9 protein-coding genes are annotated in these 14195 nt (G+C 34.2%); 3 read left to right on the top strand and 6 right to left on the bottom strand.

The window, feature by feature from the left end; genetic code table 11:
* The first annotated feature begins 372 nt into the window (after positions 1–372).
* From AC1Q8N_RS01735 to AC1Q8N_RS01725, 3 genes are all read left to right on the top strand, one after another.
* Positions 373–1200 carry a peptidoglycan-N-acetylglucosamine deacetylase gene (locus tag AC1Q8N_RS01735; RefSeq protein WP_048547563.1) on the top strand — a complete coding sequence of 276 codons (828 nt, stop codon included), beginning with the start codon at positions 373–375 and terminating at the stop codon, positions 1198–1200.
* Positions 1201–1384: 184 nt separating this feature from the next.
* Positions 1385–2047 carry a DUF3841 domain-containing protein gene (locus tag AC1Q8N_RS01730; protein WP_048547565.1) on the top strand — a complete coding sequence of 221 codons (663 nt, stop codon included), beginning with the start codon at positions 1385–1387 and terminating at the stop codon, positions 2045–2047.
* Between the two features lie 112 nt (positions 2048–2159).
* Positions 2160–2831 (top strand): TerC family protein, encoded by a 672-nt coding sequence (locus tag AC1Q8N_RS01725; RefSeq protein ID WP_098114993.1) that lies wholly within the window; start codon positions 2160–2162, stop codon positions 2829–2831.
* 58 nt (positions 2832–2889) lie between these two features.
* On the opposite strand, the gene ltaS is transcribed toward AC1Q8N_RS01725, so the two are convergent.
* From ltaS to aroA, 6 genes are all read right to left on the bottom strand, one after another.
* A complete protein-coding gene (gene ltaS / locus AC1Q8N_RS01720; RefSeq protein WP_048547568.1) occupies positions 2890–4863 on the bottom strand; it encodes a lipoteichoic acid synthase in 1974 nt (657 codons plus the stop codon).
* Between the two features lie 528 nt (positions 4864–5391).
* Positions 5392–7017: an ABC-F family ATP-binding cassette domain-containing protein gene (locus AC1Q8N_RS01715; protein WP_048547569.1), complete on the bottom strand. Its 1626-nt coding sequence runs from the start codon at positions 7015–7017 to the stop codon at positions 5392–5394.
* Positions 7018–7400: 383 nt separating this feature from the next.
* Positions 7401–10517, bottom strand: a complete 3117-nt coding sequence (locus AC1Q8N_RS01710; protein WP_493521033.1) for an MMPL family transporter — start codon at positions 10515–10517, stop codon at positions 7401–7403.
* A gap of 243 nt (positions 10518–10760) precedes the next feature.
* Positions 10761–11327, bottom strand: a complete 567-nt coding sequence (locus AC1Q8N_RS01705) for a TetR/AcrR family transcriptional regulator (protein WP_048547573.1) — start codon at positions 11325–11327, stop codon at positions 10761–10763.
* Positions 11328–11595: 268 nt separating this feature from the next.
* Positions 11596–12756 (bottom strand): GNAT family N-acetyltransferase, encoded by a 1161-nt coding sequence (locus tag AC1Q8N_RS01700; protein ID WP_116443012.1) that lies wholly within the window; start codon positions 12754–12756, stop codon positions 11596–11598.
* A 135-nt stretch (positions 12757–12891) separates the two neighbouring features.
* Positions 12892–14181, bottom strand: coding sequence for a 3-phosphoshikimate 1-carboxyvinyltransferase (aroA, locus tag AC1Q8N_RS01695; protein ID WP_493521032.1), 1290 nt, complete (start codon positions 14179–14181; stop codon positions 12892–12894).
* Positions 14182–14195 lie beyond the last annotated feature (14 nt).

The raw sequence follows: 14195 nt of genomic DNA, 5'->3' as shown, positions 1-14195 counted from the left end.
CGATAATATCAAATGTTCCCCAGACCAAAATTTAATTTTTTTCTATACCAATATTTTAATAGAAAACAAAAATATTCGAATCAATAATTGGAATGAAAATGAAATGCTACGAAAGTATGATTAGTCCCTTTTCATTTTGATATCGATTCCCCTAAAAACCACCTACATCATTATTAGAAGAACCAAATTTGATTCTTGAAAATTTTCATAATAAACATTAAAATCACCCTGTTTTTTCAAGACTGCAATTGATACAAAATCTTGCATATTTTTGAACAAACTTTTTTGCACTTGTAAAAAAGTTTTTTTGCAATTACCTCCCTATAATTGCTAATATAGTAGAGTAGAACTTTTATAGAGAGAAGGAAAATTATGCACAATGGAATTCGAATGACAACTTTAGTAAAAAGGGCTATGTTGATTTGCGCGGGGGTATTATTTACATACGAAGCGGCTTTAGGATCAGCACATATTGCTCTAGCAAGTACAGAGGATGAAGCAAAATCTGTTCAACTTGTAAGTGAAATTCAATCATCTCTTGCACCGAAAGAAGCTCCAAAACAATATAACGGGCAAGTTAGAAAAGTCGCTTATTTAACATTTGATGATGGTCCTGGAAAATACACAGCCGAGCTTTTAGATATGTTAAAGAGAGAAAATGCAAAAGCAACATTTTTCCTAATTGGTTCAAACGTAAAAGCACTCCCTGATCTTGTAAAACGTGAAGATGCTGAAGGCCACTACGTTGGGATGCACAGTATGACTCATAACTACAAGAAACTTTACACAGAAGGTCATTACGTAGATGAAATGAAGGAAGATCAAGGCTTAATCGCTGGTGTTCTAGGCAAATCACCAGTATTAACTCGTCCATCTTACGGCTCAATGCCAGGATTAAACGAAGCTCTTCGCAACAAAGTTGTCGAAAACGGATTAAAAGTTTGGGATTGGACAATTGACTCTTTAGACTGGACATACAGTAAAATGCCTGTTGATGCTGCATCAGCTAAAATTGTGCAAAACGTTGTAAATGGAGCTAACAAGCCAACAGAAGTTATTCTTATGCATGACATTCATCCACAATCGGTTAAAGCAGTACCTGGAATTATTAAAGGGTTGAAAGAAAAAGGATATGAATTAGAAAGTTATAGTGAGAACGAACACTTCCCATTAAACTTCTGGCATGATAACCGTATGTAATGAAAAAGACTTGATTTCCTCTAGTAGGTTATTGAGTCTTTTTTTATCGCATTGGGTATTACTTCTCGTATATTCAATTGAACTCCCTCCTTCCCTTATATCCATAGAAATTAAGAATCACATTAATTTAACTTAAAAACATGTCATGTTATACTATAGGCTAGTTTAAATGAGTAGGTGTCACATGATAGTATATACAGTTCAAACTGAAGCAGCATGGAAACAATTTAAAAAACTTGGTTATTTAGAAGGAAGTAAAGAAAACATCGATCCCGATTTTATATATTCATACGATTGGATGGTACGTGTAGCTAAAAAAAGATTACTCTACTATGAAGGGAACTATCCTATTTGGGTCTGGGAAGCAAATAATTATCCAGATCGAAATGCTAAAGCCTGGGGTAGAGAAAATTCAAAAATGGTAATTTTAACACTTGATGTGCCGAATGAATGGGTACTATGGAGTGATATTAGTTACTGGTGTTGTGCCATGACTGCTAGCTCTATGTATTTTCATCAAACAAATAAACGAACATTAGAAGACTGGTTTACTTTTATGGATGAAGAGTACAGATTAATATTCGACTTCGACTATTTATTATCTCATCCTGATTGGTATAAAGGTAAAGAGGCTTCATTAGAAAAACAAGGTGTTATCGGCAAAATCCCCCTTTCCTTTGTAAAAAAAGTCAGACGTTTTCGTGCTAAGGGAGATAAATCTATTAATGAAATCAGAAGTGATAACTGGCATAATAGAAAAGAAAATCGTATCAAAAAGATGAATCGAAAATTAAGAAAAAGAAACGACAAGCAAAAAAAATTGCAAAAACGACTTATACGGAATTAAAACATATATATCAAAATACAGTAAGAAATTATGGATTGAGTATACAAATTCAATCCTATTTTTTATATTATCAACACTTTAGCACATATTACTCTTAAGGAGTGATGTGTATATGGATTTTCTTTCAACCGAATATTTGTCTGCCTTACTTGCCATCATTGTAATTGATTTAGTGTTAGCCGGTGATAATGCCATTGTAATTGGGTTAGCAGCAAGGCGATTACCGAAAGATCAGCAAAAGAAAGTTATTATTTGGGGAACTATCGGGGCAATCGCGATTAGAGCCCTCGCTACTTTAGTTGTCGTTTGGTTATTAAAAATACCAGGGCTACTTCTAATTGGTGGTGTACTCCTTATATGGATCGCTTACAAATTAATTGCTGAAGGTAAAGATCATGATATTAAGGCAGAAGAAGGATTTTGGTCTGCTATTAAAACCATTATTATAGCTGATGCATTAATGGGAATTGATAATGTTCTCGCTGTTGCAGGAGCTGCGCATGGTAATTTTTCTTTAGTAGTCATCGGACTATTAGTATCTATTCCAGTAGTAGTATGGGGCAGTACCTTAATTTTAAAATGGGTGGATAGATTCCCTGTCATCATTACGATTGGAGCAGCTGTTTTAGCTTATACTGCTGCGAAAATGATTGTAGATGAGAAATGGTTCGCTGGATTTTTCGAAAGTAATCCTTTCATAAAATGGGCATTTATCATTATTATCATTGCCGGTGTAGTATTCTTTGGAAAGATGAAACAAAAAACAAAAGATAATTCTATATAATGACAACGTTATATGTACAAACAAAAGCGCTACTCAAATGAGTAGCGCTCTTTAATATTTATTTCGTTTCCCCGTCTTCAGTCGTCTTTACCTTCGTTTTATTTTTATCACGATGGTTATAGTTGTACTTCGAACGATCTACTGGTGTAAAACCTTCCGGTGTGTAGAATCGTAATAAGTCTCCGTTTACGACTTGGTCAGAGTATTTTAGTGATTTTTGAACCATTTGTTCATTTTGTTTTATTTCGTCTGTTAATTCAACAGCGTTACCAGTCACTGTATCATAGTATTTGCCGTTTAGTGCAGTCACTGTTGGACTTACGTAGTTACCGTTACGGAATGGAACGACTTGTTTATGCTCTGGTGATAATAAATCTGATCCGAACTGGACATAATTTTTCGTATCTGTACCTAGTAAGTGTAATAGTGTCGGAAGAACATCAATTTCTCCGCCGTATTGATGTTGTACGCCGCCCTTCACTCCTGGAACACGAATGATTAATGGTACACGTTGCAGTTGTGCATTTTCAAATGAGTTCATTTCTTTACCCATTATTTGTGACATTGCTGCGCCATGATTATCAGAAATACCGTAATGATCACCGTACATAACGATAATTGAGTTATCGTATAAACCAGATTGTTTCAAGTAATCCAAGAATCCTTTTACAGACTCATCTAAATAACGTGCTGTTTGGAAATACGTATCTACGGAAGAGTCACCTGTTTTAGCTGGTTCAATCGTCGCTTCCTCTTTATCAATTGGATAAGGGAAATGGTTTGATAGCGTAATGAACTTCGTATAGAACGGTTGTTTCAATGTTTGTAATAATGGTATAGATTCGTTAAAGAACGGTTTATCTTTTAATCCATAGTTTACTACATCTTTTTCATTCATATCATAGTATGACGCATCAAAGAATTTATTGAAACCAAATGATTTATAAATATCATCACGGTTCCAGAACGTTTTGTAATTACCGTGGAATACAGCTGATGTGTATCCTTGTTGACCTAAAATAGCTGGTGCTGATTGATACGTGTTATGAGCTTTATTTGTAAAAACAGATCCTTGTGGTAATCCAAACATTGAGTTTTCTAACATGAACTCCGCATCAGATGTTTTACCTTGTCCTGTTTGATGGAAGAAGTTATCAAAGTATAACGTATTCGCATCTTTTGTAAATGAGTTTAAGAACGGTGTAACTTCTTGCCCATTTAATTTATAATCAATTAAAAAGTTTTGGAATGATTCTAAATGAATATAAATTACGTTCATTCCTTTTCCTTTACCAAAGTACTCAGGATTTGGACTTGCATATGTTGATGCAAGATAATTTCTAACTTCTGTCATATTATCTCCATCAGCTAACGCTCGTTCTGTTGATGCTTTCGCACTTTGAATGCCATCATAAATCGTATAGTTGTATGCCCCTAAATATTTCACAATATAATTACGGTCAAATGTTCTTGTTAATAATTCAGGACGATCGGATTCTGCAAGACCTAAATTAATGCTGAATAATAAAATACCTGCTACAAATACTAGTGATAATTTATGTTTCGCAACACGAATTGGTTTTGGATTTGCAAATTTTGTTGCAACTAAAACGATTAAAATGATTGTATCTAAGAAATATAGTGGATCATATGCGTGTAGCAATGCAAAAATACTACCACCTAAATCTCCAAAGTTATTCGTTTGTGTTAATGTCGGGAACGTAATAAAGTCACTGAAAAAGCGATAATATACTACGTTTGCGTATAACAGTATAGACATTAACAAATTAATAACAATTAACCAAATGTAAGCACGTTTCCCCTTTGCGAATAATGCGAGCCCTAAAAATAAAACTGCTGAGCTTAACGGGTTGAAAAACAGTAAAAACTTTTGGATTGTGTTGGATATCCCTAAATTAAATTCTGTCACATATGCTGCGTATGTTTTTAACCAGAATAAAATAATGGCAAACACGAAAAATCCAAAGTGATTGCTTAACACTCGCTTACTCTTTAATAGTAATTGTTTCATCTCTCCACCTCTTTTGATCATCCAAGGCTTATTTTTTTATAAGTCTGTCTCTATTCAATTTTTTATCTTCAAATAGATTTTGTTTGTTTAACTAAATGAAGAATATTAGTAATTATAATTTGAAGCTAGTATTTATTCAACTATTTCTTTCTAGACATTTTGACCTTGGTTTCTATTTAATAAAATAAATTTGTAACATTTTCTGTTTTCTCCCAAGTCTCATCCACTAATTATGACTCCACATACTATAAACCTTTATTCACTGCTTCGCAAATAAATATGTCTCCAGTTCTGGAACATTAATGTAATATAATGAAATTCACAATAGATAGCATTTGTTTTTTTCGGTGTATATTAAATCTCTTAATGTATTTCAAGTTTATTCATACTTCAGCCATTCCTCTATATGTAACTTCAAAATGTCTTTCCTTCTCTAAAGTTATTTTTGAATAATTATTCATAATTCATAAAATCAAAGATTATAAAAAACCTCGCTCTCATAAAGAGAGCGAGGTTTTTCATCATTTATTATTGACCTTTGTACATTGCTTCTACTTGTTTTTGAAGTTCTTCATTTTCTAAGAACTCATCGTAAGTAGCCTCTTTATCGATTACACCGTTTGGCGTTACTTCGATAATGCGGTTTGCAATTGTTTGTATGAACTGATGGTCATGAGATGTGAATAACATTGTACCTTTGAATGCGATTAAACCGTTGTTTAATGCAGTGATAGACTCAAGGTCTAAGTGGTTCGTTGGATCGTCAAGTGTGATTACGTTCGCACCACTTAACATCATTTTAGATAACATACAACGAACTTTTTCGCCTCCAGATAATACAGAAACTTTCTTCTTAACTTCTTCACCTGAGAATAACATACGGCCTAAGAAACCACGTAAGAAGCTTTCTGACTCATCTTGTGGAGAGAATTGGCGTAACCAATCAACTAAGTTGGAGTCACTGTTCTCAAAGTATTTAGAGTTATCTCTTGGGAAGTAAGATTGAGATGTTGTAACGCCCCATTTGAATGAACCGCTATCTGGCTCCATTTCACCCATAAGGATTTTGAATAATGTTGTCATCGCAATATCGTTACGACCGATAAATGCAACTTTATCACCTTTATTTAAAGTGAAGTACACATTATCTAACACTTTTTCACCATCGATTGTTTTAGAAAGACCTTCAACAGTTAATAAGTCATTTCCTATTTCACGCTCAGGTGTAAAGCCAACAAATGGGTAACGACGTGATGATGGTCTAATATCATCTAATGTAATTTTATCTAATAATTTTTTACGAGAAGTTGCTTGTTTCGCTTTAGATGCGTTTGAGCTAAAGCGTGCAATGAAGTTTTGTAACTCTTTTACTTTCTCTTCTTTTTTCTTATTAGCATCTTGTGTTAATTTTAAAGCTAATTGGCTTGACTCATACCAGAAGTCATAGTTACCAACATAAAGTTGAATTTTACCGAAATCAAGATCAGCCATGTGCGTACAAACTTTATTTAAGAAGTGACGGTCATGGGATACAACGATTACTGTATTTTCAAAGTTCATTAAGAAGTTTTCTAACCATTGAATCGCTTTTAAGTCCAAGTGGTTGGTAGGCTCATCTAGTAATAGAATGTCAGGTTTACCGAATAATGCTTGAGCAAGTAATACTTTTACTTTCTCTGCCCCAGTTAATTCTGACAATTTCTTATCATGAACATCTTCACCAATACCTAAACCTTTAAGAAGGATTGCAGCTTCTGATTCTGCTTCCCAACCGTTTAGCTCAGCGAACTCACCTTCAAGTTCAGCAGCACGCATACCATCTTCATCACTAAAGTCTTCTTTCATGTAAATGGCATTTTTCTCTTGCATTACTTTGTAAAGTTGCGTGTGACCCATAATTACTGTTTCTAATACTGGGAACTCTTCATATTCGAAGTGGTTCTGTTTTAATACTGCTAGACGCTCACCTGGCGTAATATGTATATCACCTGTTGATTGTTCAATTTCTCCAGATAAAATCTTTAGAAATGTTGATTTACCCGCACCGTTTGCTCCGATTAAACCGTAGCAGTTACCTGGCGTGAATTTTATGTTAACATCTTCAAATAATTTGCGATCCGCGAAACGCAAACTAACGTTACTTACTGTAATCATTTGTGTCCTCCTACTAATACCGCTTATTTCAGCGTTTTCTCACCGATTGTCTTAAAAAATCGCATATTACGACTCAATTATTGTAGACTATAGCTATTATATAGTAGAAGATGGATGAATAGCAACGGTTGATTGCTATTCATCCCTTTTCTACCTTGAATAAAATGTTTGTTTTTTAACGAAACAATATTATATAGAAGCAAATTTCACAATTTAAAGAGGAGTTATTTTGAACAAAATATTTATAATTGGAATATAATGTTTATCGCTCACTTCCTATACAAATAAATGGCGAAATGAAAGATGAAAAGTTTGCAAAATATAAAGACGTGATGGAAAAGTTTATTAAATAAGAAAAATCCCCTTTTAAAAGGGGATTTTTCTTATTTTCTTTTACTTAATTTCTTCGTATAATTCTTCATTTTACTCGTTAATCCTATTAAAGCAGGTAGTAATATTGGCATAACAATGATAGCTAGTACTAACAGTGCAACACCAACAACAGATGCTACTTGTATAAGCGTCAATACACCTGAAGGGATTAATGCAGCAAATGTTCCGCCTAAAATAAGTGCCGCTGATAATACAACTCCTCCTATGTGACGAGATGCATTTACAATTTTCGTTGCGGGATCCCCTTCTAACTCATTGTATCGCATCATTACAAAAATACTATAATCCACACCTAAAGCGACAATCATAATAAAACTAAAGAATGGCACATTCCAGCTTAATGACTCTACGTTTAATACGTGTGTACTAATTTGTTCACTTATGCCAAGTGATGCAAAATAAGCTAATATTAAAGATCCAATAATAAAGATTGTATTTAAAAATGACCGTGTAATAACGATTAATACAATCGCAATTCCAATTAACATAATTGTAGCTGTACGTAAGAAATCTTGGCCTGTTACTTCTTTTAAATCAACGTTTCTAGCTGTTGTGCCGCCGATTGCTTTTTTCACCGATTTTAATTCTGTACCATTTAACGTACCGTCTATCGTTTTATTAATTTCTTCAATGATTGGCATCGCTTCTTTTGAATACGGATTTACGTCTAAAATGATTGTCATTTTAGCAGTCTTTCTATCATGTGACATGTACGTATTCAATGCTTTTTGGAAATCTTCTCCCTCTAAAATTTCTTTTGGGATATAAAATTTCTCAGAGCTTTTTGATTCATTTAGTTCTCCTAAATATTTTTGAGCATCTCCTAGGCCGTTACTTACCTTTTCAAGCCCTTCTGTACTTTTAGATAATCCTGATTGTAATTGCCCCATCTGTTCTTGCAAGTCTTTCAGCCCGGTTAATAGCTGACCTTGCCCGTCGTTTATTTTTGTTAATCCGGTTTGTAACTCAGATGACTTGTTCGCAATTTGTTTTGAACCTGTAGCACCTTCATTTAATCCATTTTTAAGATCAGCTGCTCCTTTTTGTAACTTAGTAACTCCATCGCTCATGCCTTTTAAGCCGTTATCCACTTTCGATAACGCTTGATTCGCTTCTTTAAATGAACCCATTGCCGCTTTATGTTGCGTTGCTAATTTATTTAATTCATTTGAAAGCTCACCTAATTGCTTTTGAGCCTCTTTAGCGATCCCTATCGTTTGCAGTATGTTCGGATCATTTGCTAATTCTGGTTTCGTTTGAATGAAATTCGTCATTAACATTTCAATTTGTTCATAGCCTTTTTTCGCACCATCAATCGCTTGAGAAATACTTCCGAAGTATTGATCGTAGGAACTTAAACCTTTTTCTAACTGCGAATAACCAGCATGAAGTTGTGAAGTTGCATTAGATAATACACTAATATTTTCATTTACTGAAGTTAACCCACTCTCAATTTGCTGCGCACCTTGTGCTCCGTCATTTATGCCATTTGAAAGTTGATCTAAAGCTGTTCCTAATGCTGTTACACCATTTTTCGCTTCCGTTGTTCCATCAATTAATTTTTGAACGTTTGCAAGACTATTTGAATCTTTACTACCCATTTTATCTTTCGCAGTAGTTAATCCATCATTAATTTCCTTTATACCACCATTGGCATCTCCTAATCCTGTATTTAGTTCTCCCGCTTGTTTATTTATATATAGTTCTTTTATCCTTTCACCGGTTGGACGCGTCGGTGAATATACTTCTGAAACACCTTTCACTTTCAAAATCTTATCAGTTAGTTCGTCTAAAGTTTGAAGCGAACTCGCCTCATCTAACTTGTTATCTGATTGAATGACTAACGTACTTGGTGAAGAAAAACCTGGTGGAAAATGCTCTTCTATTACGTTAATCCCCATTTTCGACTCATATTTATTATCTACTTCAAATAAATCATTGTAATTTAGTGTGTTAGAGTATTTCATTACGAAAGGAATCGATATCACAAATACAATGATTAAAGCGACAAATGGTCTTGCTACTGAGTTTTTCGCAAGAAATCCCCATAATCGACTATCCTCATGACCTTTAAATGTTTTAACTGGATAAAACATTCCTTTTCCTAAAAGCACCATGAAAAATGGATTTAACGTAGTTAATACGAGTAATAATACTGCGACACCAATTGCTACTGCTGAAGTAGATTGATATAATTTAAAACTCGCTAAAGCAAGAGATGCAAAACCGATTAGTACTGCTATCCCGCTATATAAAACGGTTTTCCCTGCTGATTTAAACGTTTCTTTCGTAGCCAAAAATGCATTTTCTTGTTTACTTAATTCTTCTTTAAATCTTGTATATAATAAAATGTTATAGTCTGTTCCAACTCCAAACAGGACAACAACTACAAACACTTGTGTAAAGTTAGAAAACGGAAAATTAAATTGATCTACTAGATGGGCAATAATCCCCATTGAAACTAAATATGATACACCCACTGTAAGAAGAGATACAATTGGAACAATTGGTGAACGAAATACAATGATTAATACAACTAGAATGAAAATGATAGAAATAGCTTCTGTCTTCTTCACTCCCTCTTGAGTGGAAGTAAGAAAATCACCCGCTATTAAATCACTTCCTGTTAAGTACGTTTTTACCCCTTTCGTTTGCACTTTTTTATGAAGCTCATTTGCAACTTTTGATATTTCACCATTTTTTTTATCTACAGAGATTTGCGTTAAAATGGTCGTATTGTCTTTAGATATCAATTGTTTTTCCAAATCTTTATTATCTAAATGTGAAACAACTTCCTTAATTCCTAATTGCTCTTTTTCATTTTGTAAAGCATGGATTGTTTTTACGATTTCCTCTTTTTGCTCAGTTGTTAAAGCTGTTTTACTTCCACTATTAAAAACAGCTATAATTTCATACTTTTCAGTCCCGCCTTTATCCATCTCTTTTATCATCTTGTCAGCAATACTACTTTGTTCTGTATTAGGAATCGTAATGTGCCCTTTTTCTTTCACTAATTTATCCATATTAGGCATCGTTATGATCATTGTAATAGTAATAACTATCCATAATAGAAAAGATAAACTTCTCCAATTTTTCAGCTTACTCATTTTAATCATCTCCCGTTTTGAAAATTTAAAGGGAATGAATATTCATTCCTATCCTTTTATAAATACTTTTTCGGAATGAACGTTCATTCCTATCATTCTATTACATTATTTTTTAAATTCTATTAAACTACCTTTTCAGGAATGAATGTTCATTCCTATTGTTACACAAGTATCCTCTCCTACTCTCATGTTTTAAATATATTCAGGAATGAATATTCATTCCTATACTTATTAGCTATAGAATCAAATGATTCTAATAGCGTTCCAAGAACTTTCTTCCAATTCTTTTACTAATTCTTTTGAGTATTCTAATTGCCCTGTTGCAATTACCTTCGTTAGTTTTTCTAGCGGTTGATATACAATAATAATTAAAGCAACTGGAGGCAATGGACGTAGAAAACCTTTTGCGATTCCTTCTTCAATAATATTCATAAAGAAGCCTATAAAATCGTCAAATATTTTCTTACTCTGTTCGTCAAGAAAATAACTATCGCAGTGAGAATTTGTAAATAAAAAAGCGTCCACATTGTTTCTCGCAAATTCAAATAAACGGTTGTACGTATGACTAAACTGTTCACGGATATTTGCTTCAACAGGAAAATCCGTTTTTATCATTTCAGAAAGCTCTAACATACTTTTTGAAAATAATGAGTTAACAAGCGCCTCTTTATTTTCAAAGTAGCGATAAATAGTACCCGCACCGACCTTTGCTTTTTCAGCAATCATTGGAATTGTCGTACCATCGTAACCACGCTCTGCGAAAAGTTGCATCGCAGCATCAAAAATATCCTCTTGTTTGTTTTTAGCCATTTTTTTCCACCTCTATTTTCAGGAATGAAAATTCATTCCGTTTTTAATTATAAATTACAGGGAATAAAAGTCAAGTGCGTGACAAAGTATGGTTGCGTTTTAGTGAAAAAATTATATCAACGATTATTAGAATATATCAGCGATTCTCAGGATATATCGGCGCATCTCCAATTATATCAGCGATTTTCAAAATATATCGACTTACCGACAAAAACCGACAACCAAAGAGAAAGCTGTCCCAAAATTTGATTTTGGACAGCCCTATTTTTTAAAAGAAATCATAAATAAATGCTTCTCGTACCGGAACTATATCCTCAAACGCTCGTATTTCCTCTTCACTTCCGCTAATGAATTCTAATTCCTTCAGTTGTAACGGACGTTTATAGCCAAACATTATTGTAGATAATGCGTTTATATCTAGCTTAATTCCTTTATCTATTGTTTCCTCTTTCATAATTGTTATTTCATGATTTGCAAGCCTCACCGATACGTTATTCCACGGTGCAAATGAATCGGTAATATGTAAAATTAGTTCTTGCTGTGCATTGTTCCAATTCAACTCATATTTTTTTAAGAACTGCTCCACATCTACAATTCTGCCCATAAAATATGGCTTTATTTCTGCTTTCACGCGTGGCTCTTTTAGTGTATATAATAACGGTTCATTTTCACTTACTGTCATTTCAAGTTCTTTAATCATAGAATCATGCTGGCAAATAAAGTTCCACAGACCATTTCGCGCTTCATTATGCAGTGGAACAAATTCCTCTACTGTCATTTTGTTTTTTTCAATTTTATATAACATATAGCCAGCTGCCGTTTTATTTTTATCGGAATAAATCGCTAATGTTAAATCATCATAAACAGCTTGTAACCACCATTTTTCATCGCGAACTAGCATACCGGAAAAACGTTCTGCAAATGTTTCATAAATCATTTCGACCTCTTCTGGGTGATTTTCTTTATTGAAACGTTTTACAGTACCATTTACTTGTTTTTTCATAACTAAATCACTCTTTGTCATATGACATACAAAGAGATTCGCACAAAGTTCCCAGCCGTATTTACGGTAAAATGAAACAGCAAATGGATGTAGCATTGATACTGTATATCCGTCATTTTTCATCGTTTGAAGTGAGTGTTGAAGCAATTCTTTTACATACCCGCTTCTTCTATACTCTGGATACGTCGCTACCCCTGCAACGCCTCCCATTTTAAATTTTTCTTTGCCTATGTATATATGAAACGGAATAAGATGCAGTTTTGCTGCTAAATCTTTCCCTTCCATAATACCGTATATTTCATGACTTTCTTTCATCTTTGTAAGTTGTTGTTGCAATCTTTCCTCATCAACTTTATATTGAAAAGCGTATTCCGATAAGCGTAATGCTTCGCTAAATCTATCTTCTTTTAATCGTATAACGTTCATATATTTCTCCTCCATTCCTTGTTTGAATTGTACCATAATTCTCAATATTCCAGTGCGGTGAATGAAATTATATGGACTTAACGACACGAATTCAATATAAAAAGCAGATACATCCCGTATCTGCTTTTTATCACTTTATTTGGCTAACTTTTGAAGTTCTTCGAAGAATGTAGGATATGATACGCCTACTGCTTCTGCGTCTTCAATTGTTGTTTTTCCTTCTGCTAGACAGCCGGCAATTGCAAGCATCATTCCGATGCGGTGATCACCGTAACTATTTACTGTATTGCCTTTTAATGCTGATTTCCCGTAAATAATCATCCCGTCATCAGTTGCTTCTATGCGCGCTCCTAGTTTCGTTAACTCCGCAACGACTGTATCGATACGGTTCGTTTCTTTTACTTTTAATTCGTGAGCATCTTTAATTACTGTAATTCCTTCTGCTTGCGTTGCCGCTAAGGCGATAACAGGAATTTCATCGATTAATCTTGGAATAATATCTCCGCCAATTTCAATTCCTTTTAATGAAGATGTTTCGATCGTAACGTTTGCTGCTGGTTCTGATGATCCTTCGTTAATTGGCTCTACAGTGAACGTAGCACCCATTTTCTCTAAAATATCAATAATACCTGTACGAGTTGGGTTCATCCCTACATTTTGTAATACTAGTTTACTATTTGGAATAATTGCGCCTGCTACTAAGAAAAATGCTGCTGATGATACGTCACCTGGTACTTGAACGTCTGTCGCTGTTAACTTCTGTCCACCTGCAAGTTTCACTGTTTTTCCCTCGCGAGTTACGTTAACACCAAATGCTTCAAGCATTCTTTCCGTATGATCACGTGAAATATGTGGTTCTGTAACAGCTGTTACACCTTCTGCACGAAGACCTGCAAGTAAAATAGCTGACTTTACTTGCGCACTCGCTACAGGTGAAGTGTATTCAATTGCTTTTAAATCTCCACCACGTATTGTTAACGGTGTAAACGTCCCTTCTTCACGGCCATCAATGTTTGCACCCATTTGTTTTAATGGATTTGTAACACGTTTCATCGGTCTTTTTGCGATAGATGCATCACCTTGTACGCAAGAGAAAAATGTTGTATTTGCCAAAATTCCAGACATTAAACGTATTGTTGTACCAGAATTACCAACATCTAATACAGCTTTCGGTTCTTGTAAGCCTTCTAATCCTTTACCAACTACAGTGACTTCATCACCGTTTTGCACGATTTCTACTCCCATTTCTTTAAAGCAAGAAATTGTACTTAAACAGTCTGCACCGGGCAAGAAACCTTTAATTGTTGTTTTTCCTTCTGCAATTGCGCCGAACATGACAGCGCGGTGTGAAATGGATTTATCTCCTGGAATTGTAATAATACCATTTAATCCGTTATTAACAGGTTCTATTGTTCTTTCCTTCATGTTTTCACCTTCTC

It is taken from the genome of Bacillus sp. GW823-FHT06B01 (genome assembly GCF_058952315.1).
The sequence above is the reverse complement of the archived record's forward strand: the minus strand, read 5'-3'. Positions and strand labels throughout refer to the sequence as shown.